The organism is Mucilaginibacter sp. P19 (genome assembly GCF_050632265.1).
Lineage (GTDB): Bacteria > Bacteroidota > Bacteroidia > Sphingobacteriales > Sphingobacteriaceae > Mucilaginibacter > Mucilaginibacter gossypii.
The window spans coordinates 4,337,886-4,364,122 of the sequence record NZ_CP192586.1 but is presented as its reverse complement, the minus strand read 5'-3'; the positions used below and the strand labels follow the sequence as shown (position 1 = coordinate 4,364,122).

General features: G+C 43.8%; 19 protein-coding genes. All 19 read left to right on the top strand.

The features are described 5' to 3' along the window. Positions 1 to 6 precede the first annotated feature (6 nt). The 19 genes from ACQ86K_RS21160 (at position 7) to ACQ86K_RS21070 (ending at position 26,201) form a co-directional block, all read left to right on the top strand. Positions 7 to 1,326, top strand: a complete 1,320-nt coding sequence (locus ACQ86K_RS21160) for a BNR repeat-containing protein (protein ID WP_091163371.1) — start codon at positions 7 to 9, stop codon at positions 1,324 to 1,326. 120 nt (positions 1,327 to 1,446) lie between these two features. Beyond that, positions 1,447 to 2,682 carry a DUF2264 domain-containing protein gene (locus ACQ86K_RS21155; protein WP_091163552.1) on the top strand — a complete coding sequence of 412 codons (1,236 nt, stop codon included), beginning with the start codon at positions 1,447 to 1,449 and terminating at the stop codon, positions 2,680 to 2,682. Positions 2,683 to 2,696: 14 nt separating this feature from the next. Beyond that, entirely contained in the window at positions 2,697 to 3,803 is a 1,107-nt protein-coding gene (locus tag ACQ86K_RS21150; protein WP_091163373.1) for a glycoside hydrolase family 43 protein, read from the top strand. A gap of 1 nt (position 3,804) precedes the next feature. Beyond that, positions 3,805 to 5,658 (top strand): glycoside hydrolase family 2 protein, encoded by a 1,854-nt coding sequence (locus ACQ86K_RS21145; protein ID WP_091163376.1) that lies wholly within the window; start codon positions 3,805 to 3,807, stop codon positions 5,656 to 5,658. A 9-nt stretch (positions 5,659 to 5,667) separates the two neighbouring features. Further along, positions 5,668 to 7,497 (top strand): glycoside hydrolase family 35 protein, encoded by a 1,830-nt coding sequence (locus ACQ86K_RS21140; RefSeq protein ID WP_091163378.1) that lies wholly within the window; start codon positions 5,668 to 5,670, stop codon positions 7,495 to 7,497. A 127-nt stretch (positions 7,498 to 7,624) separates the two neighbouring features. After that, the gene (gene rhaM / locus ACQ86K_RS21135; RefSeq protein ID WP_090532916.1) at positions 7,625 to 7,939 is read left to right on the top strand and encodes an L-rhamnose mutarotase; all 315 of its coding nucleotides are present in this window, start codon (positions 7,625 to 7,627) and stop codon (positions 7,937 to 7,939) included. A gap of 173 nt (positions 7,940 to 8,112) precedes the next feature. Further along, positions 8,113 to 8,922 carry a helix-turn-helix domain-containing protein gene (locus tag ACQ86K_RS21130; RefSeq protein WP_091163381.1) on the top strand — a complete coding sequence of 270 codons (810 nt, stop codon included), beginning with the start codon at positions 8,113 to 8,115 and terminating at the stop codon, positions 8,920 to 8,922. Between the two features lie 64 nt (positions 8,923 to 8,986). Beyond that, entirely contained in the window at positions 8,987 to 10,414 is a 1,428-nt protein-coding gene (locus tag ACQ86K_RS21125) for an alpha/beta hydrolase (RefSeq protein ID WP_431198707.1), read from the top strand. Between the two features lie 113 nt (positions 10,415 to 10,527). Next, positions 10,528 to 10,842: an RNA polymerase sigma factor gene (locus ACQ86K_RS21120; RefSeq protein WP_431198706.1), complete on the top strand. Its 315-nt coding sequence runs from the start codon at positions 10,528 to 10,530 to the stop codon at positions 10,840 to 10,842. After that, positions 10,809 to 11,093 (top strand): RNA polymerase sigma factor, encoded by a 285-nt coding sequence (locus ACQ86K_RS21115; RefSeq protein ID WP_431200902.1) that lies wholly within the window; start codon positions 10,809 to 10,811, stop codon positions 11,091 to 11,093. The genes ACQ86K_RS21120 and ACQ86K_RS21115 overlap by 34 nt, the downstream gene beginning before the upstream one ends. 79 nt (positions 11,094 to 11,172) lie before the next feature. Continuing rightward, entirely contained in the window at positions 11,173 to 12,189 is a 1,017-nt protein-coding gene (locus ACQ86K_RS21110) for a FecR family protein (RefSeq protein WP_431198705.1), read from the top strand. A gap of 109 nt (positions 12,190 to 12,298) precedes the next feature. Beyond that, complete coding sequence (locus ACQ86K_RS21105; protein ID WP_176844382.1) at positions 12,299 to 15,751, top strand: SusC/RagA family TonB-linked outer membrane protein; 3,453 nt, start codon at positions 12,299 to 12,301, stop codon at positions 15,749 to 15,751. A gap of 11 nt (positions 15,752 to 15,762) precedes the next feature. Further along, positions 15,763 to 17,253, top strand: coding sequence for a SusD/RagB family nutrient-binding outer membrane lipoprotein (locus ACQ86K_RS21100; protein WP_091163390.1), 1,491 nt, complete (start codon positions 15,763 to 15,765; stop codon positions 17,251 to 17,253). A 31-nt stretch (positions 17,254 to 17,284) separates the two neighbouring features. After that, complete coding sequence (locus tag ACQ86K_RS21095; RefSeq protein WP_091163393.1) at positions 17,285 to 18,784, top strand: DUF5689 domain-containing protein; 1,500 nt, start codon at positions 17,285 to 17,287, stop codon at positions 18,782 to 18,784. Between the two features lie 112 nt (positions 18,785 to 18,896). Next, positions 18,897 to 20,312: a calcineurin-like phosphoesterase C-terminal domain-containing protein gene (locus tag ACQ86K_RS21090; protein WP_091163396.1), complete on the top strand. Its 1,416-nt coding sequence runs from the start codon at positions 18,897 to 18,899 to the stop codon at positions 20,310 to 20,312. Continuing rightward, on the top strand, positions 20,302 to 21,207 hold the full coding sequence (locus tag ACQ86K_RS21085; RefSeq protein WP_091163398.1) for a glycerophosphodiester phosphodiesterase family protein: 906 nt from the start codon (positions 20,302 to 20,304) through the stop codon (positions 21,205 to 21,207). Before ACQ86K_RS21090 ends, ACQ86K_RS21085 begins: the two co-directional genes overlap by 11 nt. Positions 21,208 to 21,422: 215 nt before the next feature. Further along, positions 21,423 to 22,823 carry an alpha-L-fucosidase gene (locus tag ACQ86K_RS21080; protein WP_431198704.1) on the top strand — a complete coding sequence of 467 codons (1,401 nt, stop codon included), beginning with the start codon at positions 21,423 to 21,425 and terminating at the stop codon, positions 22,821 to 22,823. Between the two features lie 163 nt (positions 22,824 to 22,986). Further along, positions 22,987 to 25,449, top strand: coding sequence for a glycoside hydrolase family 95 protein (locus tag ACQ86K_RS21075; RefSeq protein ID WP_256337356.1), 2,463 nt, complete (start codon positions 22,987 to 22,989; stop codon positions 25,447 to 25,449). Further along, on the top strand, positions 25,446 to 26,201 hold the full coding sequence (locus ACQ86K_RS21070) for an SGNH/GDSL hydrolase family protein (protein ID WP_218134360.1): 756 nt from the start codon (positions 25,446 to 25,448) through the stop codon (positions 26,199 to 26,201). The genes ACQ86K_RS21075 and ACQ86K_RS21070 overlap by 4 nt, the downstream gene beginning before the upstream one ends. Positions 26,202 to 26,237: the final 36 nt, after the last annotated feature.

Here is a 26,237-nt window from a genome sequence, read left to right as displayed (position 1 = left end):
TTTTTTATGAAGCTATACCATTTAAGATCGCTGTTTTTTATATGTGTCCTGTTTGGGAGCACTATTGTTGTATCTGCTCAAACCGACAAGGTAACTACTACCACTATTGGTTTGGGCTGGGCTAATAACTCTGTCAATACAGTTGTTTTCCGCAAAAACTCATTAGTTACTTTTAAGGGTGAACAATACGCCGCTTATTATAACAACGACCAGGCTTTAGTGTTGGCTAAGAGAAAAAGCGGATCTGGTAACTGGCAGGTTGCTGCAACGCAATATAAAGCCGATGCTGCTGATGCCCATAAGGATATCAGTATCATGGTTGATGGTGCCGGCTATTTGCATGTTGCCTGGGGACACCATAATCAGACTTTAAACTATGCTAAAAGCATTAAGCCCGGAAGCCTAACTTTGTCGGCCCAACAAAGCATGACAGGGGTTGGCGAAAACAAGGTCAGCTATCCCGAATTTTATCGTTTACAAGATGGCGATCTGTTATTTGTTTACCGCGACGGAGGTTCGGGTAACGGAAACCTGGTCATGAACAGGTATAATATAACTACTCAAAAATGGGTTAACATACAGCAAAATCTTATTGACGGTGAGGGTAAACGCAATGCCTACTGGCAAATGTGCATCGATAAAAAAGGGACAATCCATATTTCATGGGTATGGCGCGAAACGCCAGACGTAGCAAGTAATCATGACATGTGCTATGCCCGATCAAACGACGGAGGTTTAACCTGGGAAAAATCGACTGGCGAAAAATATATGCTCCCGATTAATGCTGCTAATGCTGAGTACACATGCCGGATTCCACAGCACAGCGAGCTCATCAATCAAACATCCATGTTTGCCGATGACGGGGGCAACCCTTTTATCGCAACCTATTGGCGCGATAGCAGTTCAACTACACTACAGTATCATATTGTTTTTAAAACCAGCAGTAGTTGGCATTCGGCCAATCTTGGTTTTAGGAAAACAGCATTCGGTCTTGGCGGTACAGGTACCAAACTGATCCCGATATCGCGCCCGCAAATTATAGCCTGGAATAAAAGCGGAAAACAATCAGTAGCGATTATTTTCAGAGATACCGAACGTGGGGATAAAGTTTCTGTGGCTGTAAATAACGATCTGCAAAGTGCGAACTGGCAGGTTAGTGATTTAACTGCCATGCCTGTAGGGGAGTGGGAGCCCACCTATGATACCGAACTATGGAAAGATAAAGAGGTTCTTAACCTGTTTGTACAAAAAGTAACGCAGGTAGATGGTGAGGGTAAGGCCAACGTGGCGCCTACGAAAGTACAGGTGTTGCAATGGAAACCTTGAAATAGAAAGTCTTAAACCCTGATTCAGAAGTTCTAAGTCTTTAGAAAAACTTAAGACTTTCGACTTGAGACTTACAACATGGAACTTGAACCAAAGTATAATAAACAAATAACAGCCCGGATGAAGAAACTCATATTTTATTTTCTATTGATAAGTGCTCCGTTTTGTGCATCGGCCCAAAGCAAAAAGAATACCGCACAAGTATCCGACAGGAAACTGTGGTTAAGCTACATGGATAAGGTAGCCCGGCCAGTGATCAGCAACCTTGCAGCCGATCAGCTTAAGGAAAAAATGCCAATGGAACTATCTGACAGAGTAGATAATAAGGAAAGTCGTGCTAAGGTGGGATACCTGGAAGCTTTTGGCCGCACATTGTGTGGTATAGCGCCGTGGTTACAATTAGAGGGAGGTGATCCCGCCGAAGTAAAACTTCGTGAGCAATACCGGGCATGGTCTTTAAAGGCTATCGCTAACGCTGTTAATCCGCAGGCTAAAGACTATATGCAATGGAGCGGTGGCCAGCCATTGGTTGATGCCTCGTTTGTTGCTTTTGCCTTGGTACGGAGCCCATGGTTATGGGAGCACCTTGATGATGCTACCAAAAAACAAGTGGTTGAAGTAATGAAAACTACCCGGGCAACTGTTCCGGTTTACTCCAACTGGATTTTGTTTTCGGGGATAATAGAGGCATTCTTTTGCAAATATGACCTGGGCTACGATCCGGTAAGGGTTGAATTTGGTATCCGCGAATTTACAGAACATTGGTATGTTGGCGACGGTATGTATTCGGACGGGATGAGCTTTCATCTCGATTATTATAATAGCATCGTGATCCATCCCAATCTGAGTACCATATTGGAAGAGGTAGATGCTAAAAAGAAAACTTATGTGCGTGAGGAACAACGTGAGCTGGCTGTTGGCCAACGTTATGCCGAAGTGCTTGAGCGCCTTATTAATGCTGATGGAAGTTACCCCGCTATAGGACGGTCGATAGTTTATCGCGGCGGCGCATTTCATCATTTAGCAAATATCGCCTACAAAAAACAACTGCCTGCAAGCCTGAAACCGGCACAGGTAAGATGCGCGCTAACAGCTATGATCAAAAAAACGCTTGGCGCGCCGCAAACTTTTACTGCCGATGGCTGGCTTAATATGGGTTTATATGGCAAGCAGCCCAGCCTGGCCGATTTTTATATTACAACAGGCAGCCTGTATTTCTGCGCCACCGCTTTTGTACCATTAGGTCTGCCCGAAGCCGATCCGTTTTGGGCTGATGCGGAAGAACCCTGGACCGCAGTTAAAATTTGGAGCGGCCAAGATGCACCTGCAGATCATGCACTTGATATCAGAAAATAATACAACATCTTTATATGAAATACTATCGTTTTTTATTGCCGGCCTTTTTGCTGCTAAGTATCATCGGTCGTGCGCAAACCAAATTAACCAGTTTTAGTCCGGGCGCAATCTGGCCAGATGATAAAGGGGTGCACATCAATGCCCACGGGGGAGGCATTCTGTATAATAATGGGGTTTATTATTGGTTTGGCGAACACAAAATTGCCGGCGATGCAGGTAACCGGGCAATGGTTGGAGTTCATTGCTATTCGTCAAAAGACTTATACAACTGGAAGGATGAGGGGATCTCGCTGAGTGTTTCGCCAGATACCACAAATGATATAGCAAAAGGCTGCATCCTGGAAAGGCCCAAAGTTGTTTATAACAAAAAGACAAAGAAATATGTAATGTGGTTTCACCTGGAACTATTAGGCAAAGGCTACAGCGCTGCCCGCGCCGGGGTTGCTGTAAGCGATAAGGTGACCGGCCCGTACAAGTTTATTAAAAGCTATCGCCCTAACCCAGGGCAGATGCCGTTTTATCCGGCACTTACACCCGAAGGTGATAAAATAAACTGTGTTAATCCGGCTCACGAAACCGATAAGTTTTTTTGCCGCGATTTGCCCGGCGGCCAGATGGCCCGCGATATGACTGTTTTTGTTGATGACGACGGCAAAGCCTACCACGTTTTTTCATCCGAAGAAAACTACACCCTTGATTTGGCCGAACTAACTCCCGATTATACAGGGCATACAGGTAAGTTTATCCGTATCTATATAGGCCATCAAACCGAAGCTCCTGCATTATTTAAACGTAACGGAATTTATTACATGATAGGCTCGGGTTGTACAGGTTGGGCACCCAACGCCGCCCGTTGGTTCAGTGCAAAATCAATTTGGGGGCCTTGGACTTACCACGGTAACCCTTGCCAGGGACAGGATAGCAAAATAACTTACGGCGGTCAAAGTACGCATGTATTGCCTGTGGCCGGTAAAAAAGATGCCTTCATATTTATAGCCGATAAATGGGCTCCAAAAGACGCCATTGATGGCCGTTACCTGTGGTTGCCCATCAGCTTTAAAGGTGATGATATCGAAATAAGCTGGGTAGATAACTGGAACCTTGACATATTTAAGAAATAATATGCGAAACTTCATAAGCTTATGCTGCCTGCTGTTCGTTACCGGTACGGCGACCGCTCAAGACAGTCTCATTACCAATATCCAAAGCCGTAAAGCACTTGATCTGAACGGCAAATGGCAATACATTGTTGATCCGTACGAAACCGGGTTTTATGATTATCGGTATAAGGAGCTCAACGAAAAAAATGGCGATGCCTATTGGAACAGCGGCATCCCGGCTAATAAAACTGAGAAAAAGGAGCACGGCTATATCGATAAATATAGCATTGATGTACCCGGCGACTGGAACCATCAAAAGCCGGAATTTACTTATTACGAGGGTACTATCTGGTATAAAAAATCGTTCGACTACGTTAAACCGGCCAATGGCGGCAGGCAGTACCTTTATTTTGGTGCGGTAAATTATAGGGCCGATGTATACCTGAACGGTAAAAAGCTGGGCATGCACAAAGGTGGCTTTACGCCGTTTAATTTTGAAATTCCTGCCGGGCTGCTTAAGGAAAAGGATAACCTGTTGGTGGTTAAGGTTGATAATAAGCGCTATGCAGACGAGGTGCCAACCCTTAACACCGATTGGTGGAACTACGGAGGTATCACCCGCGATGTAAAACTGGTTGAAGTACCGGCAACTTATATCCGCGATTTTGTAATCCAGCTTAAAAAGCCTGTTAATGGTGCGGCTCCCGCAAAACAACCGGAGATAAGCGGATGGGTTAAACTGAGCGATACTCCGCCAACTGGTCAAAATATCACCGTACAAATACCCGAGCTCAAGTTTAGTAAGCAGTTTGCTGCCACAGGCAAACTTACGCAGGTTAGCTTTAAATTGCCAAAGGTGCAGCTATGGTCGCCCGAAACACCTAAGCTGTATAAAGTTATCATAAGGTCCGGTGCCGATAAAACAGAAGATAAGATAGGGTTCCGCACCATCGAGGCGTATGGCCCGAAGCTATTGTTAAACGGTAAGCCTGTGTTTTTACGGGGGATCTGTATCCATGGCGAAATACCGCAGGACGTGAGAAGGGCTTACACCCAGCAGGATGCTGAACAATTGTTAACCCAGGCGCATGAACTTGGCTGCAATATGGTTAGGCTGGCACATTATCCTCATGACGAAAAGATAACCCGCCTGGCCGATTCGCTGGGGATTATGGTTTGGTCGGAGATCCCGGTTTACTGGACGATTGATTTTGGCAATGCTGCTGTACTTGAAAAGGCAAAAGCCCAGCTTAATGAAATGATCACCCGCGACCATAACCGCGCCAGTATCATTATCTGGTCGGTTGGGAACGAAACACCGGTGAGCCCGACACGTACGAATTTTATGCATGATCTGATTATCAGGGCCAAACAACTGGATGATACGCGCCTGGTTTCGGCGGCGCTTGAGGTAAATTATGGTTCGGGTAAAGATTTGAATGTGGTGGATGATCCGCTGGGTGAGTTTGTTGACCTCGTTGCTTTTAACGAATACCTTGGCTGGTATGGCGGCATGCCCGATAAATGCCGTTCTACAAACTGGAGCACGCCATACAATAAACCTTTATTTATCAGCGAAACCGGGGCCGAAGCTAAAACCGGTTTTCATGCCGATTCATTGACCCGCTTTAGCGAGGAGTACCAGGAGTGGTATTTTAAGGAGCAGGTAGCTATGTTTAAGCGGATGCCTGCAAATTTCGTGGGCCTGTCACCATGGGTAATGGCCGATTTCCGGTCGCCCAAACGGAATAACCCACTGTACCAGGAAGGCTGGAACCGCAAGGGTCTTTATGATGATAAAGGCAACAAAAAGAAAGCTTTTTATATTCTTCAAAACTATTACAAACAAAAAAGCGCAGAAGCGCTGAACAGATAGCGCATCACAATGAAAAAAATTACAATATCTTTTTTAACATTATTTTTATGCTTCAGCATAGCGGGCTTTTGCCAGGTACCCAAACATACCTTTGCGCTGGGCGATGAGGCTTTCCTGCTTGACGGGAAACCTTTCCAGATGATCTCGGGCGAAATGCATTATCCCCGCGTACCGCGCGAAGCCTGGCGCGCCCGCATGAAAATGGCTAAGGCAATGGGCTTAAATACCATTGGCACCTATGTTTTCTGGAACCTGCACGAGCCGCAAAAAGGCAAGTTTGATTTTAGCGGTAATAACGATGTGGCCGAGTTTGTTCGTATTGCTCAGCAGGAAGGCCTGTGGGTGATCCTTCGCCCAAGCCCGTATGTTTGTGCCGAATGGGAGTTTGGAGGATATCCTTACTGGTTGCAGAACGAAAAAGGCCTTGAGGTGCGTAGTAAAGAAGCCCAATACCTTAAAGAGTATGAAAGCTATATCAAAGAGGTAGGCAGGCAATTGGCCCCGCTACAGATAAACCATGGCGGTAATATCCTGATGGTACAAATTGAAAATGAATACGGCTCATATGGCAGCGATAAAGAGTATCTGGGGATTAATCAAAAACTATTTAAAGAAGCCGGTTTTGATGGATTGCTGTACACCTGCGACCCTGCCCCCGATTTGGTAGCTGGTCATTTGCCGGGATTACTTCCTGCTGTTAACGGTCTTGATAATCCTGCAAAGGTTAAAAAGATCATTAATGAAAATCACGATGGTAAGGGCCCGTATTATATTGCCGAGTGGTATCCGGCCTGGTTTGATTGGTGGGGAACTGCCCATCACACTATCCCTGCCGAACGTTATGCCGGTAGGCTTGATTCCGTACTGGCAGCAGGGATTTCTATCAACATGTACATGTTTCATGGCGGTACTACCCGTGCGTTCATGAATGGTGCTAATTTTAAAGATACCTCGCCTTATGAACCGCAAACGAGCAGCTATGATTATGATGCACCCTTAGATGAGGCAGGTAATGCTACCCCGAAATTTATACAGTTCAGGCAGGTGATCCGTAAGCATTTGCCTGCCGGTATGCAATTGCCGGATGTGCCGGCAGCCAAACCGGTAATCACAATTCCTGCTGTTAAACTAACACAATCGGTAAGTTTATTAAATACTCTGCCAGCTGTTAAAGAAAATCTAAGTCCGCTTACGTTTGAAGACCTGCACCAGGACTATGGCTTTGTGTTGTACCGAACTGTTTTAAACGAAAGCAAAAGCGGACAGCTCAAACTAAAAGAGCTTAGGGACTATGCGGTGATTATGATTAACGGTAAAAAAGTGGGCACGCTCGACCGTAGGCTTAATCAGGATAGCCTGTATCTAAAACTTCCGGCAGGTAAAGTAACGCTTGATATTTTGGTGGAAAACCTTGGCCGCGTCAACTTTGGTAAGTATCTTTTGCAAAATAAAAAAGGGATCACTCAACAGGTGCTTTTAAACGGAACAGAAGTGCAGCATTGGAAAATGTATTCGCTGCCGTTTCATGATCTAAGCACCGTGAAATTCTCCGCTGCAAAGCAAAATGTAGAATCGCCGGTTATCAGGAAAGGTGGATTTACGCTGGATAAAGTGGGTGACACTTACCTTGATATGAGCAACTGGGGAAAAGGTGTGGTATGGGTAAATGGCCACAACCTTGGCCGGTACTGGGGCATTGGTCCGCAGCAAACCTTATACCTGCCGGTTGAGTGGTTGAAAAAAGGATATAATGATGTTGAGGTGCTTGAGCTGTTAAAACCTGAGCAAGATCAGTTATCCGGCGTCGATAAACCGATATTGGATGTGGTAAAATCTTAAATAAGCTTAAAGCCGAAAGCTTAAGGCTCAAAGCCTTTTTATGTGTATCGGAGAAATAAACTAATAAAAGCTTTGAGCTTTTCGCTTTAAGCCTTAAGCTCTTTTAATAATATAAATACTATTTACAATGGCAAGAGTAGCATTTAAAATGAAGCTTCATGAAGGGCAAACCGCCGAGTACAAGGCGAGGCATGATGCCATTTGGCCCGAATTGAGCAGTTTGCTTAAAGATGTGGGGATCAGTAATTATTCTATTTTTTTAGATGAGGACACGCACTGGCTTTTTGGCGTAATGGATGTTGAAGATCAGGAAGCCCTTGATCATTTGCCTGATAGCCCTATTATGAAAAAATGGTGGTTATACATGGCCGATATCATGGATACTAATGCCGATCATTCGCCGGTGAGTGTGCCTTTGAAAGAGGTGTTCTTTTTGCCATAGATAGGAATATTGCTATTATTAAAATGGTTGTCATAAAGTGCGTGCTGCGGTAGGCGCCTTTGTGGTGCCCATTTTTGTTTTGTACGGATAGTATATGCCTGGCTTTCACCTTGCTGTATATGTTGTATCTTAATTAAAACAATTATTTTTACGGATATAGTTAGTTTCATACCATGGTTGAGATATTTCAGAATATCCGTAAAATATACAGGTTCAGCGCACCTTGCGAAGAGCTGGCTAACTATATCGAATTTTATTCACAATCAGTTTTAGATTTATCTGCACAGTACGTAAAAAATGAATTTTCATCGGTGAAAATGTTCCCCAGTTGGACACCTACTTTTTATATCAACCTTGGTTCGCCTTATTATATTGATTTGAAGGATACCCGGTATCATGTAAGGGAGCAGCAAGATGTTTTAATATTGAGAAATGAGGACGTTACCAGGCATAAACTACCTGCCGATAATATATTCACGGTTAAATTTAATCCGGGCGGTTTAGAAGCCGTTTCAGGTCTAAATCAAGTCCCGGTTATTGACAAGATCATTAACCTTAATCAAATTTTGCCCTGGGAATTACTTCAAAAAGTAAAACGGCCTGTAAGTTTCGAGGAGCGTGTAATCATTGTTGAATCATTTTTGTTAGAGAAGCTCATTAAACAGGTAAGCCAGGATCATTATGTTAAAATTGTTAACGACAGCATTGGCGAATATCAGGCTACTGGCATGCAGTTGAATACATCAAAAGTTGCTGAGAAGCTGTTCATTACTTCTAAAACTATCAATCGGTATTTCAACAGGGTGATTGGCACTCCGCCTAAAAATTATTTCTCAATTGTGCGGGGCAGAAATGCATTAACAGCATTTGTAAATAACAGAGAAAGCTTTGTTCCGATAGATTATGGATATTATGATTTGAGCCATTTTTATAAGGACGTTATGAACCTTACCGGTCAAAGGATAACCAAGCATCAATTTTAATTTGTCCGTTTTTTACTTTTAACGGGTAAGGCAGATCGCTTTCTTTGTAAGCTAAACAACGGTCATGAAAACATTCCTTATCATATTATTTGGCGCTACTTTTCTTATTCAAAAAGCTTATAGCCAGAAATACAAACCGGTATTAGAGCCTTACCCCGGGTTGGTTAAGGCAGACCCAAGGCTTGTTTTAAAGACCGGTTACCTTGTTGTACCGGAAAATAGAAGTAAACCGGCAGGGCGCAAAGTGAAGATCCCGTTTTTATTTGTACGCAGGCCGGATCAGGATGCACGCAAAAAGATCTCACTTTACACTACAGGGGGACCGGGTTATAGCACTACACGTAATATCGATAGCATAGGTTATGACTCCGGCTGGTTGGCCTACGGTGGCTTTATTGCTTTTGACCAACGCGGGACAAAGCGGGCGCAGCCATGCCTGGATTGTATGGAAGTAGCAGCGGCCATCAAACGCAGTTACAGGGAAGGGAAAAATAAAGATAGCCTCGTATCTCAGGCCGTTACCCAATGCCGAAACCGGTTTACAAAACAGGGTGTCGACCTATCAGCCTATAATACTATTGAAAGCGCAGAGGATATAAATGATTTAAGGTTAGCCTTAAATATTGATTCGCTTAACCTGGTTGGTATATCCTACAGTGGCGGCCTGATGCTTACCATGGCGCGAAACCATCCTGAGGGCGTTCGGGCGTTGCTTTTGAATTCACCGCTCCCCGGTTACGTAAATTTTGAGGAGCACGCTTTATTTAATATCAATGAAGCGCTTGAGCAGGTATTTCATAATTGCAAAACGGATTCCTCTGCCACGAAATATAAAAATTTAAGAACGAAGTTCCATCAATACTTCAGCGCTATTACCGGGAAGAAGTATACCATAGCTTATCAGGAAAAAGGAAGCAAGCAAGCTAATAATCTCACTTATACAAAAAACGAACTACTCGATGCAATAATAGGCCGGATGAACTCCCGGCAGGTTAGCACGGTGCCTGCGGTAATGATTGATTTAATTGAAGGCCGTCATGATAAATATGTACAGGAGGAGTTTGATGGCTATTTCGCGGGTAATTCAAGCGTATCACTGGGTATGAGGTATTCTGTTTATTGTTCAGAACAAATTTCATACGATGATCCTACATTGGAAGCACAACAACATTTGGTATTACCGTGGTTGGCCGGGTATCCGTTTAATGATGTAAATCATGCCATATGCAATTGTTGGAAGGTGAAGGCTGAACCTGCTATAGCAAAGCAGCCTGTTTATTCCACAGTACCGGCATTAATTTCGGCAGGTGACGTCGACCCTGATTGCAGGCCATTTTATAATAGATTAATTAAGCGTTATATGCCTAATAGCCAATTATTGATTATCCATAATAGAGGGCACGCCCCCGGTTTCAGTGTAGATGGAACTGATTATGTGAAACTTTTTTTGAAAACCCTTATAGAAAACTTACATCTCAATCAAAAAACCTGATCATAGAATAGCTTAATAGCTATTGTCAGGTTTTTCGGTAATAAAGGTTTTGTCGTCTGTTAACATTATGCTAACATAGCAGCCTTACATTTGAGCCAAAACAACTCTTTGGCATGTATCCTGCACTTACTGATGAAGCGTTGATGGGGCTTATCCAGCAAAGCAACCCCGTTGCCCTTGAAACTCTTTTTAACCGTTACTACAAAACCTTATGTCAATTGTGCACGGTGTACACTAAAGATTATACCGTTGCCGAAGAGATCACTGCTAATCTTTTTATTAAACTTTGGGATAACCGCGATACAGCCATCCTTAATGTAAAAAGTTACCTGTTTGTTGCTGCCAAAAACCTCTCTTTGAATCATATCCAAAAAAGAAGGATCCGGTACATTCCATCGAAGATATCGACCTGCAGGGACATGTATTAAAAGACAGGGACAACCCATTCAAAATCCTTTCGGGTCGCGAATCGTACGATAAAATACTAAACCTTATTGATACGTTACCAACCAGTCAGAGGCAGGTGCTGCTCATGAGCCGTATCGATAATCTCGACAAAAACGAGATAGCCAAAGTGCTGGGGATCTCTGTGCGTACGGTTGAAACTACACTTTACCAGTCTATCAAAAAACTTCGTCAGCTGTTAAAAGGGCAGCACAATTTCACTTCCGAGGGTTAATAATTTCTTAATGTAAACTTAACTTTTTTCGCTACGTATCGGCTACGTAAAATCAGTCTTTATTGCAGAGACAGATTTAATGGAAGATAATAGTTACCGCTTAATAGTTGAATATTTTGAAAAAACCATCAGCGATGATGGCTTAACACAGTTACAGGAGTGGATTGAGGAGAACCCCGAAAACCTTGCCCAGTTTAGTGAAACCATCCAGATCCTGGAAGCATCCAAAACATACTTTAAACAACCGGAAAATGCCGAGAGCGCCTGGGCAAAAATCAATGCACATATAATCCAACCTCAAATACCTGTAACTAAACGCACTACTAAATTCAATTGGATAGCTTATGCTGCCGCCTGTTTGCTTATTTGTACTACCGGTTGGTTTGGATATATGTATTTCAAACAGTCGCCGGTTTTGGTTTACGAAGAGATCAGCAATGTTGATGGCAAGCATTCAAAAATAATGCTGCCCGATAGTTCGACAGTTTATCTGGGTGGTGGCAGCAAACTCAGATACGCCAAAAACTTTAGTGGCGAGAAACGTGATGTAACGCTTAACGGCGAAGCTTTTTTTGATGTGGTTCATCAAGCTAAGCCTTTTGTAGTTAAAAGCGGCGATATCACCACTGTTGTATTGGGTACTTCATTTAATATTAAAGCCTACCTGGCCGATCATAAAGTAGCTGTAACCGTGCAAAGCGGTAAAGTAGGGGTAATGGCCAATGTGCAGGGAAAACCTCAAATGGTTAAATACCTGGTAAAGAACGAAGCGATCAGCATCAATACCCAAAACGGTATCTACACTTTTAACAACACTGATGCATCATCAGTAAGCTCGTGGATCAATAACGAATTTGTTTTCTATAATACAACTTACAGTGAGATAGCCGCTTCGCTTGAGCATCATTACGGCGTTAAGATCAGGTTTACAGAACAGGATTTGGGCAATGTAAGGCTTACAGCCAAATTAAGAGGTATGACATTGACAGATGCCATGGAAACCCTTAGCGCGCTATCAGGATTAGGCTATACGCAAAAAGGTAGTCAGCTTTTTATTTCAAACAATAATCAAAAAGGAGGAAGTATAATGAAATAGTATTACCCGGCTATTGGTAAAAGCCTGGACGTTGCTGGTAACAACCCCAGGCTTCAGAATTTTGACAATTTAAACTCACGGTTAGACAAGTATAAATTAAAGTAAATATATGAAAAAGTTATGGTTATTAACCATGCTGTTCTTTTTACAATTGCCTTTTGGCGGCATAAACGCTAAGGCTCAAACAGTAATAAACAAAAGGATCACGTTTGGTGCCGAGGGCACCATGCTCAAGGATGCCTTTCAGCAAATTGAAAAATCAAGCGATATCTCTATCAGTTATAATAATAGCCTGCTTGATGATAAACGCAAAGTACACATAACAAAAGCAGAGCGCTCATTAGGAGAAACTCTTGACCTGCTTTTAAAAGGAACTACCTGCACTTACAGAGCAGCAGGCGAACGTAATATCCTCATCATTGCAAAAACACAGGATAGGGGTAGCATTAAAGGGAAAGTGGTTGATGAAAAATCAGAACCACTTCCAGGTGCTACAGTGAAAGTTCCGGGAACAGGGGTCACTGCTATCAGTGGCGTTGATGGTTCATATACATTAAATATTGTGCCGGGTACTTACACGGTTGAGGCAAGCTTTATCTCTTACGAAACAAAAAGGATTCAGAACGTAAGTGTTAGCTCAAATACAAACACTGTTTTAAATATCACACTTAGTCCCGCCGATAATAAACTTAACGAGGTTGTGGTAACAGCACTCGGTATCAAAAGGGAAGATAAAAGTTTGGGTTATTCCGCCCCGGTTATTAAAGGCGATCAGCTAACCAGCGCTCTTTCTGGTAACTGGACTGATGCGTTATCGGGCAAGGTGGCAGGTTTAAACCTCATCCGTTCAAACAGTGGACCGGCAGGATCAAACAAAATTATCCTGCGTGGCGAAAACAACCTCACCGGCGATAATGAAGCCCTGATAGTAGTTGACGGTGTTGTAATTAACCAGGGTAGCGGCAGACGTACAAGCAACTCCGGCGAATCGGCTTATGGTACCAGCAGCGATAACATGCCTGCCGATTATGGCAGCAACCTGAACGACATCAACCCAGAGGACATTGAAACGGTAACGGTATTGAAAGGCCCGGGCGCGGCGGCGCTTTATGGCCAGCGCGGTGCTAACGGTGCTATTATCATTACCACAAAATCGGGTAAGAAACATAGCGGTTTGGGTATTACCTTTAACTCGAATGCGAGCCTTGAAAGCGTAAACCGCTGGCCCGATCTGCAATATGAATACGGACAAGGTACGGCAGGCTCCCGTTATTATTCATATGGTGCCGGTCCAGATGGTGCAAGCACAAGCGCAACAAGTTCGGCTTACGGACCTAAATTTGATGGCCAGCTTTTTTATCAGCTTGATCCCGTTACACAAAAGCAAAGTACAACGCGTACGCCATGGGTGCCATACAAAAACCAGATCCGCGATTTTTTTGATGTTGGCCAAACTTTCACCAATTCGGTAAGTGTTGATGGTGGCAGCGATAAAACAACGGCTCGTTTTTCGGCAACCAATGTTACCAATCACTGGATAACGCCAAACACAGGTTATACCCGTAACAGCATCGCTTTATCGGTAAATTCAAAGATCAATGATAAGTTGACCATCAACGCAAAAGTAAACTACAACAACAGAAACAGTGATAATTTACCGGGGGCGGGCTATGGTAACCAATCGCTGATGTACTGGTTTATTTTCTGGCAACCCAATGCCAATTTAAACTGGTTGAAGAACTACTGGAAAAACGGCCAGGATGGTAAAGCGATCTTTTATCCTTTCAGCTCGTTTCCTGAAAACCCTTATGCCGTTTCTTACGAGTTTATCAATAAATCAAACCGCAACTCGGTTACCGGGAACGTTGAAGCGCTTTACAATGTAACAAAAGAGTTTAGCGTACAGGTTCGTGCTACTTTAGATATGGGCTATGAGCAGCGCGCACAACAACGTCCGTATGATGCCGGTACCAAATATCCAAAAGGTTCCTATCGTACGCAAAACATCTATTCGGAAGAGCAGGGTGCCGATTTCCTGTTGAAATATAACAAGAAAATAACACACGATGTTAACATTACCGCTACAGCAGGTGGCAGTATGCTCCGCAACAATTATAATCGCGATGAAGTGCGCGCCGACTCGTTAGTATATCCGGGCGTGTATTCAATGGCCAATAATGCAGGGCCCCTGGTTACCCAGCCATATAAATCAAAATACGCTATCAACAGCTTCTACGGCTTATTGTCTACATCATTTAAAGATTACCTGTATGTGGATTTAACAGCCCGTCAGGACTGGATCAGTACGTTGGCTACTGCTAACCGCACCGATCAGGTTGGGTTCTTTTATCCATCGGCAAGTATGAGCTTTTTGCCATCAGAAGCATTCAAGCTGTTTAAATTCATCGACTATGCAAAATTGAGGGCATCGCTTGCAGGGGTTGGTAGCGGTACAACAAACCCTTATCAAACTTCATTTAACTATGTATCAGCGGGCAGTACCTATGCAGGTGGTTTGCAAAATCCGCGTACGCTATCAAACCCCGATTTGAAACCACTACGCACCACAACTCTTGAAGTTGGTGCCGAAGCAAGGATGTTCAATAATCGTTTGGGCTTTGACATTGCTTTATACACAGGTAACACCAAAAACCAGATCCTTAGTCGTACTGTCGATCAATCGTCGGGTTATAACCAGGCAGTTATCAACGTAGGTAAGGTAAGCAACAAGGGTATCGAAATTTCATTGAACGGTACGCCTGTGCGCAAAGCCAACGTGTTTAGCTGGAATGTTACTGCAACCTTCAGCGCCAATAAAAATACCATTGAACAGCTTGCCGATAGTGCCGTAGTGCTGCGTAACGGCCCAACAGGCGGTGGGCAGATTGTTGCTCGTGTAGGCGGCAGCATGGGCGATATGTATGGCCGCGGTTACTTACGCTCGCCCGACGGGCAAATCGTTTATGACCCATCTACAGGTTTCGCTAAACTATCAGATAACCTGGTTTATTTGGGCAACACCATTCCAAAATGGAAAGCAAGCATGGGGCACGATTTCAGATATAAGCAATTTAACCTGCACCTGTTATTTGATGCCCAGGTTGGCGGTGTGTCATACTCGCTATCAAACTATAAACTGGCCGAACAGGGTAAAACAACACTTACCTTACCGGGCAGGTATAACGGTATCATAGGTAAAGGTGTTATTCAAAATCCTGACGGAAGCTACCGGCCGAATGATGTCATTGCAACAGATGTTGACGGTTACTATCGTTCACACTATGGTATTGATAATGCCGAAGGCAATACGTTTTCAACCAACTTCCTGAAATTCCGCGAGGCAAGGTTTGACTATTCATTGAGCCCGCGTTTGGTTAAACGCCTTGGATTAACACGAGCTACAGTGGGTGTATACGGACGCGACCTGTACATCTGGACAAAGTGGCCAATCTTCGATCCTGAATTTGGTACCCTTTCGGGCAGCGATATAGTGCAGGGATTTGAGATTGCACAGTTTCCATCAACCCGCACATTTGGTTTTAACATAGTTATTGGCATTTAATAATTAACAATATGAAAAGGAACGGATATATACTTATATCGATGATGATGTTGTTCGTTAGCATAATGTCGTCATGTAAAAAGGATTTTATTGAACTTAATACCGATCCCAACGGCACGCCAAACGCCCTGCCGCAGCAATTGCTGGCTCCGGCGTTGGTAAATACATTGGGGACTAATATGCTTCGCGCTCGTAATTTTAATAACGAGCTGATGCAGGTTACCGTTGATCCCGGCGATTCGGAAGGCAAAGTATTCAGGTATGATATCAAACGCACCTGGGCCGATGCTACCTGGAATGCCTGGTATACCCAGTTAACCAACTTTAAAGATATTTATAACATAGCCAGTAAGGAAGTTACCTACAACAAAACGTATATGGGCATTTCACTTATTTGTCAGGCATGGTTATATTCCTTGTTGACAGATACTTATGGCGATGTGCCTTACTTTGATTCGAACAAAGGCAAGGAAGGGAACTTTACGCCTAAGTTTGATAAGCAGAAAGATATTTACCTGGATATTTTCAAAAACCTGGAAGCAGCAGATACCCTGCTCAATGCGTCGGCAAACGTAGTTGCCGGCAGTGATCCGGTATTTAGCGGCAATGCTTTAAAATGGCGCAAGTTTGGTAACACGCTTTATTTAAGGTTGTTGTTAAGGGTATCTGGCAAAGCCGATGTTTCGGCTGATGTGATAGCTAAGATCAAGCAAATTGTTGATACCAATCCCGATGTTTACCCCATTATGGGCAGCAATGATGATTCGGCAGTTTTGCGGTGGACCGGCTCCGGTGCTTTAACATCTCCTTTTATTGGCGGAGTACGTGAACAAGACTGGCGACAGCCCGGTGTTTGTGAGTTTTTTGTAAACAACCTTGCCAAATGGGCTGATCCCCGTTTAACTGCTAACCGCTGGTCGATATCAAGCTATCAGGGTGGTATCCAGGGAATCCCGAGCGGCTATGCGCCCGGCCAAAACATTGGTATCAAATCATATTTCCTTTCTACCACATCGGCAACTACATTGATGAACGACCCATTGATGGGTAACATCATGAACTATTCGGAGCTACAGTTTATCCTTGCTGAAGCTGCAGCGAAAGGCTGGATAGCCGGAGATGCGGCCACTTATTATAAAAATGGTGTACAAGCAGGTATCACATTCTGGATCCCGACTTATGCAACCCCTATAGATACCTATTTAGCAGGCGCCGATATTGTTTGGGACAATGCTGCCCCGCTTGATGAAAAGATGGAGATGATCCATGTTCAAAAATACTACTCCATGTTTTACACTGATTTTGAGCAATGGTTTGAGTACCGTCGTACAGGTCACCCGGTATTGCCAAAAGGTAACGGTTTAAGGAACAACGGCATTATGCCGGCAAGGCTGCAATACCCGGTTTATGTACAATCGGCCAATCCTGATAGTTACAAGGCCGCAGTGGCTGTACAGGGTGCCGATGAGATCAGCACGCAGGTTTGGTGGCAAAAACAATAATCAACTGGTTTTAAACTAAGAGATCTATAAAATGAAAAAGATATATTTATTACTGGTGCTTGCAACAGCCATCGGTATAAATTCATGCAAAAAGAATAACTATGCTGAAGGTTCGTTAAGCCCGATTATTGCCGTTGTTGACCTGAAGGGGATTTACAAAGGCTCGGATGTTGTGCTGAACAGCACCAATATGGGCGGAGCAAAGGAAATAGTGGGCGTAGTAATTTCAAACGCCGCAGCAGGTAATAGTCCTGCCGGCGTATTAGTGGTGCAAAACAACCGCCGTAACGCAGTTAGGGGTATTTCTCTCGAAATAGGTAATGCAGCTGCAAACTATGTTCCCGGCGATTCGGTAATAGTGCAAGTTGAGGGCGCTACACTTACCAAAGTAAACGGCAGTATGCGTGTTAAAGGCCTTACCGAAAGCTCAGTGAATAAAGTTGCCACGAATAAAGCCGTTAAAGTGCAGTCGGTTCCATCAGCAACCTTGCTGGCTTCGCCCGATGTTTACGAAGGTACACTGGTTACGATAGCTAAGGCAGTAACCGACCCGGAGCCGCAGCAGGGCGAAACTTACGCGGGTGATAAAACACTTAATGACGGTTTTGGCAAAATAATAATGCATACAGAGGCTAACGCTGCTTTCGCAACTACCGAATTACCGTTCAGCGCTAATTTTACAGGCATTCCGTTTGCGATAACATCAGGCACCGATACCAAAATGCAGCTTTGGCCGCGTACTATCGATGATGTGTTTACACTTGCTGCAACCAAGCCATCGCCAATCATCATAACCGGATACCTTACCAATCCTTCGGGCAGCGATGCTGATTATGAGTATATCCAGTTCAAGGCAACTAAGGACATTGACTTTGCGGTAACCAATTACGCTGTGGTAACCTGTAATAATGCGGGTACTAACCCGGCACCTGCCAATGGCTGGGCGCAAGGTTTGGCAAAAACTTACAAGTTTGACCTCACATCGGGCACAGTTAAAAAAGGCCAGTTCTTTTATGTAGGCGGTAATAAAAATATCTGGGGTAAAGGCTCAACAGATATCAGCTCATCCAACTGGATCAACAGCACCATGTATGCCGAAGTGCCGGGTGCTGATTTCGGCAATGTAACTACCAATCTGTTAGCTAACAGTGGTAACGTGGCAGGAGTTTCAGTTTTTGCGGGTACAACAGTGAGTGCCGCAAGCGTTCCGCTTGATGTTATCATGTACGGTGGCGGTGGTACCGTGTACTCGGCTGGCCCGCCGGAGATTGGCTACCGCATTACCAATACCGATTACTATAGTACCATTAATCCGGTAACCCGTACTGATCAGGGCTTTTATGGAGGCGGTACCAATACCTCAAAGCTCACCTTACCAACTGATGGCCTATTTAGCCAGTTAGGAGGTGTGTATGATGCGCTTACCGGCAGATGGGTAAGCGGCAGAACCGTAACCAGCGTTCCTCTTACACTAACATCGCCAATTAGCGCCATTGAAACGGCTACAGGCGTAACAACAATTCAAAATTAAAACCTCACCCCAACCCCTCTCCAAAGGAGAGGGGCTTTATATAACAGGATCAAAATATTTATTTAAGTCCTCTCCTTTGGAGAGGATTTAGGTGAGGTTAAAATATTATTAAATGAACAGAAGATCATTTTTACAGGGCATTGGCCTTATAACCGGCGGTGCGTTCATATCGCTCGGTGCCAACGCACTTACACAAATATTAACCGGTGATACCGTAAAAGGCCGTGTCACTGCAGGCAAAAAAGGAATTAAAGGCGTAGTAATATCCGACGGTTTTTCGGTAGTACTTACCGATGATAAGGGTAATTACGAGCTTACTCCAAATGAAAAAGCTAAAAGTATTTTCATGAGCACACCATCAGGCTACGAGTTTAAAACAGATTATAACGTATCTAAGCATTACGAAAACATAGGCGGCAGTTCGCATTTTGATTTTAAGCTGGAGCCGTTAAAAGTTGATGGTCACAATCACCACTTTATTATCTGGGCCGATCCGCAGGTTAAAAACAAAAAGGACGTTAAGCAGATGATGGATACCTCGGTTCCCGATACCATTGCTACCATAAAATCATTAGGTAAAAACGCACTGGTACACGGTATTTGCGTAGGCGATATTGTTTGGGATAACCATGAGCTTTTCCCGGATTATAATGAGGCCGTAGCACAAATGGGGATCCCGTTTTTCCAGGCGATAGGTAACCACGATATGGATTACCGTATGGGAGGCGATGAAACTTCTGATGTTACCTTTAAGCAAATCTACGGGCCAACTTATTATTCATTTAACCGGGGCAAGGCTCATTATGTAGTATTAGATAATGTTCGTTACCTGGGTGTTGAGCGTGAGTATGATGGCTATATTACCGAAGATCAGCTAAACTGGCTGGCAAAAGATCTGCAATACGTTAAGAAAGATCAGTTACTGATCATTAACCTGCATATCCCGGTATATAATCAGGTGAAAAATAACCAGGATTTTTATAAAGTGCTGAATGGCTTCAGCAATGTGCACATCATGTCGGGTCATACGCATTACCATGATAACAATATCACCAACGGTATTTTTGAGCATAACCACGGCACAGTATGCGGAGGCTGGTGGACGGGGCCTATTTGCGTTGATGGTACCCCACGTGGATACGGCGTGTATTCGGTAACTGGTACGGAGCTAAAATGGTATTATAAATCGACAGGTTTACCGGCCGAAAACCAGATCAGTGTTTATGCCGAAAAACTAACCGACCAGATGCGCCTCATCGCCAATGTTTGGAACTATGACCCACAGTGGAAGGTAGTGTATTATTTAGATGACAAACCGATGGGAGCGTTGTCAAAAGAACAGGGATATGATCCCTTATCGGTAAGTTTGTATAAAGGCGATCAGCTACCGGCAGGCCGGCATTTTGTGGAGCCGCATGAAACAGGGCATTTGTTTGTGGCGCACTTTGATCCGTCGGTTAAAAAGGTTAGGGTTGAAGCTACAGATCGTTTCGGAAATAAATATTCAAGCGAATTAGATGCAAAATAAAATAAACATTGTTACCGGTATAAGTCTTATCTTGTTATCAGGCTTTACCGTTGTTAAAAACATGGAACTAAAAAATGCAGATTTCCCCTCATTCAGCGCCGAAGCACATCGCGGCGGCAGGGGACTGAGGCCCGAAAATACCATTCCTGCTATGAAAAACGCCATCGATCTTGGTGTTGTTACTACGCTGGAAATGGATACGCATATTACGGCGGATGGGCAGGTGGTTTTATCGCATGATGAATATATCAATCCGCTGTTTTCGCTTACGCCCGATGGTAAGGATATCCTCAAGGAAGATGCGAAAAACCTGATCCTCTATAAAATGAAATATGAGGACCTGAAACAATATGATGTAGGTTCAAAGCCGTACAGCAAATTTCCGCGCCAGCAAAAGATAAAAACCTACATGCCATTACTATCCGAATTGATTGATTCGGTACAGCATTATATTAAGGTAAATCATAAAAAGCCGGTATTCTACAATATCGAAACCAAATGCTCACCAGAGGGCGATGGTATTTATAATCCAGCTCCGGACGCGTTTGTGGATAAGCTGATGGCTGTTTTGATCGAAAAGAAGGTCCTGCCTTACGTTGTGATCCAGTCGTTTGATAGACGTACGCTGCAGATCATCCACAAAAAATATCCTGATGTGCGTACTTCTTATCTTATCGAAAACAAAAAATCGTTTGAAGATAATATGGCCGATCTTGGTTTTACTCCTTTCATCTACAGCCCAGACTATAAACTGGTTGATGCCGACCTGGTAAAGAAATGCCATGATTCAAAGATTAAAGTACTACCATGGACAGTAAATACAAAAGCCGAAATTGAACAGCTTAAAAGTTTAGGTGTTGATGGTGTGATTACTGATTATCCGGATTTGTTTTAGGAAGCAAATCCGCCCTTTATAGCATGCGATTGCCACGTCGCGCCCAAGCTTATTCCCGTTTCGCTCCTCGCAATGACATGTTTTTTGTTGTGCCGAACCTTATCCACGCCAAATAAGCTGAATGTAATGTCAATTTACCATAATCTAAACATTGAATTTAAATGTGATATTGCAGTTTGTTAAAACGTTTTATCAATTTAACCAACAACCCAATCATGTTTAAGTTAAAAGCTATATGCTTTATTGCGATTTGTGCCGCTTCACTCTCACTAAAAGCACAAACGGCCCGGCAGCCTGTAAAACCGCTTGCCCAGCTTCAGCAGGAATTTGTCGATCTGCGCTTCGGTATGTTTATCCACTTTAACATCCCAACCTATATGGATCAGGACTGGGCCGATCCTGATGCTTTGCCAACTATCTTTAACCCTAAAAAACTGAATTGCGACCAGTGGGCAAAAGCCGCTAAATCGGCAAACATGACTTACGGTTGTATTACCACAAAACACCACAGTGGTTTTTGTATCTGGGATACCAAAACAACCGATTATAACGTGATGAACAGTCCGCTGAAAAAAGACGTAGTGAAAGAGTATACTGATGCTTTCAGGGCTAACGGTCTAAAGGTGTTTTTATATTACTCAATACTAGATACTCACCACAGGTTAAGGCCAAACATGATCACGCCAAAGCATATTGATATGGTAAAAGCGCAAATCACTGAGTTGATGACCAAATACGGCGAGATTTCGGCTCTGATCATTGACGGCTGGGATGCACCATGGTCGAGGATTTCATATGATGACGTTCCGTTTGAAGAAATCTACACATTGGTGAAATCATTACAGCCAAACTGTTTGGTGATGGACCTTAATGGTGCCAAATATCCGGCAGAAGGCATGTATTTTACTGATATCAAGACTTACGAAATGGGAGCAGGGCAACGGGTTTCAACTAAAGATAACCGCATGCCGGCTATTGCCTGTTTACCATTGCAGGCCAACTGGTTTTGGGAAACAAGCCACCCTACAACCCCGGTTAAGGAGCCTGCCAAACTGGTTAACGATATCCTGAAACCATTGAACAACGTCGACTGTAATTTTATCCTGAACGTGGCACCAAACCGCGATGGTTTATTTGACGATAACGCCCTTGCCGCGCTTAAAGAAATAGGCAAACTTTGGAAAAACGAAGGGCCAGTGGCTAAGCTTTCTACGTTGGATGCACCGATTATTTCATCAAACATTGCAAAAAATCAGCCGGCAAGCGCAAGCTGGAGCGATGATTCTGCTATTATGGATTTTGCTAACGATGATGATTTTCATAGCTCATGGGTGTCAAACCCAACAGTTAAAAATCCATGGTACGAGATAGATTTTAAGAAAGACCAGGCATTGAATACCATTGTTATTGCCGAAGAAAAACCGAATATTTCACATTACCGTTTGGAATATTACCTGAACGGAAGCTGGAAGCCATTGTTTGATGGTGATAATGCTAATAAGATTAAAGTTCACCGTTTTGACAGGGTATGGGCTGGCAAGGTTCGGATCTCGATAGATAAAGCTGATCATCAGGTATCAATAGCCGAATTCCAGGTTTATAACGAAAGAAGATAATACACTATAACTGCTGAAATTTACTAAGGAAGACCCGCCCGCAAGGCGGGTTTTTTTGCTGTACCCCGTTTTTGTATATTAAAATGCCAATAAGCATTATTTTTTATAGCTGTTGCATTGGTATACTTGTAAAAACAATTCTAACCTATTTATGAACCAAGGCTTGAAAACAACACTCCTGTTTGTAGTTTTACCGCTATGCATGCAATTGATTGCGCCAAACGCAAACGCGCAAAACAATACTTTATGGTATAAAAAGCCCGCAAAAGCGTGGACAGAAGCTTTGCCGATAGGCAACGGCAGATTAGGAGCCATGATTTTTGGTGGCGTTGATGATGAGTTGCTGCAACTCAATGAATCTACCCTATGGTCGGGTGGACCGGTGAAGCAAAATGTAAATCCCGGTGCATTTCAATACTTGGCCCAGGTAAGGGAAGCGTTGTTTAAAGGGGAATATCAAAGGGCACATGAGCTAACGCAAAAGATGCAGGGCTTATACTCTGAAAGCTTCTTGCCTATGGCCGATCTGCATATCAAACAATCATATAATGGTGGTAACAGCACCAGCTATTACCGCGATCTGAATATCGGGAATGCTGTTGCCACAACAAAATATACCGTTGGCGATATAAACTATAAACGCGAAATTTTTGCTTCGGCACCTGATAAGGTAATTGTTATCCGGTTTACGGCTGATAAGGCTAAACAGTTAAACCTTAAAATAAATACGAGCAGCCAGCTTCGTTTTCAAAAAGAGGTGCTGAATAAAAATGTATTGCAGCTTAGCGGTAAAGCTCCGGCGCATGTTGAGCCAAGCTATGTTGATTCAAAAAATCCGATAGTTTATGATGATGATGATAAGTGCAGAGGTATGCGGTATGAGGTGTTGGCAAAGGCCGTAAGCAGTGATGGTAAAATAACTGCCGATACAAGCGGGATCACCGTAAAAGGGGCATCAAGTTTAACGCTGTACGTTACCGCAGCCACCAGTTTTAAAGCATACAACCAATGCCCTGATGGCGACGAAAAGGTTGCGGCCAAATACCTTGATAAAGCTGCTGCCAAACCTTATGCACAGTTGCTCGCCGCCCACCTGACCGATTATCATCGTTTTTTTAACAGGGCAAGCCTTAAAATTAACGATAACAAGGGCAGTCATGCCGAATTGCCTACTGATGAACGACTTGCGCTTTACAATAAGAATCATGGTACTGATCCTGGCATTGAAGCTTTATATTTTCAATATGGCCGTTACCTGTTGATAAGCAGCTCCAGAACACCGGGCGTTCCTGCTAACCTTCAGGGCATCTGGAATAAAGAATTACGTGCACCATGGAGCTCAAACTATACCAGCAACATCAACGTGCAAATGAACTACTGGATGGCAGAGGATTGTAACCTGTCTGAAATGCACCAGCCTTTATTTGAGTTGATCAAAGGATTGTCGGAAACGGGCGCTGGTGTTGCTAAAGATTTCTACCATGCTAAGGGCTGGGTAACCCACCATAATACAGATATCTGGGCTTTGGCTAACCCCGTAGGCGACCTTGGTCATGGCGACCCTAAATGGGCAAACTGGGCAATGGGTGGCGACTGGCTAACCCGTCATCTTTGGGAGCACTATTTATATACCGGCGATAAAGCGTTTTTAAAAAATACAGCTTACCCTTTAATGAAAGGCGCCGCCGAATTTACTTTTGATTGGTTAGTGCCCGATGGTCAGGGCCATTTGGTAACTGCACCTTCTATGTCGCCCGAAAATGATTTTATTTATGCTGAGGGTAAAACCGGGGATGTTTCTGTTTCTACTACAATGGATATGGGTATCATCCGCGATCTGTTTGATAACCTGATAGCAGCAACTAAGGTACTGGGCGTTGATGCAGCTTTCAGGGATTCGCTTATCGCCAAAAAAGCTAAACTGATCCCGTATCAGATAGGCAGTAAAGGCCAATTGCAGGAATGGTACAAAGACCAGGAATCGCCTGACCCGCATCACCGCCATGTATCGCATTTATATTCGGTTTACCCGGCTAATGAAATTTCGATAGCTGTAAACCCAGAACTGGCAGCGGCGGCTAAAAGATCGTTAGAGTTACGCGGTGATGAAAGTACCGGCTGGAGCTTGGCCTGGAAAGTAAACCTTTGGGCCCGGTTAAGAGATGGTAACCATGCCTACAAACTTTACCGCGACCTGTTGCGCTTAACCGGCGAAAGCGGTTACAACTACAGCGAGGGTGGGGGTCTCTATCCAAATATGTTTGATGCCCACCCGCCGTTCCAGATAGATGGTAACTTTGGTGGTACCTCTGGTTTGGCCGAAATGCTGCTGCAAAGCCAGGATGGTAATGTACACCTGCTACCTGCATTGCCCGATGCCTGGGCCAATGGTGAAATTAAAGGTTTGGTAGCCAGAGGCGCATTTGTAGTTGACATGAAATGGGCAGCGGGCAAGGTTGTGACCGCCCAAGTGTTATCAAAAACAGGCGGCACCTGCCATATTATATCTAAATCCAAACTGACAGTTAAAGGTTTAAATGCTACTCCTGTTAAAGTAAAAGAGGGGTATGAGTTGGTGATCAATACAGAAAAAGGCAAATCATATCAATTAGTAAGCAGCATATGAGCAACAGCAGGAGAGACTTTTTAAAGAAAGCATCGCTGGCGGGCGCAGCAGCAATGGCAGCACCGGAATTGGTATCAGCATCAGCAAAGAATGATGATTATTTGCCAGATGATGGCATTGGAAAAACTTTTCTTTTCCAGGGCGATTCGATAACCGACGGCGGCCGCAGTTACGATAAAGACTGGAACCATGTTTACGGTCAGGGCTACGCTTATTTGATAACTGCCCGTATTAATTTTGACTATCCCGGCCGTGATTACCAGTTTTTTAACCGGGGCATCAGTGGTAATACCGTAAATGATCTTGCATCACGCTGGCAAAAAGATACGTTGGATATTAAGCCCGATGTATTAAGCATACTAATAGGCATTAACGATGTGCACAGGGTAATAATGCAGGGCCATAAAGCAACCGCCGACGATTTCGGCAATGCTTATGATAGGCTGTTAACACAAACTAAAGCTGCGTTACCCGATGTTAAGCTGATCATGTTAGAGCCTTTTATTTTACCCGTTGGTATGGTAAGCAAGAACCCGGAGCTTTGGACAACCGAAGTTCAAAAGCGACAGGTTATAGTTAAATCACTTGCATCAAAATTTAACGCCATTTTTGTGCCTTTGCAGGAGGTGTTTAATAAAGCTTTACAAAAAGCCAATGCTGAGCATTGGATCTGGGATGGTGTTCATCCCATGCCGGCAGGGCATGAGCTCATTGCCCGGGAATGGATGAAGGCGGTTAAAAAGCTGTATTGATTTTTGCCGTTTTACGATACAAAAACTCGTTGTGAG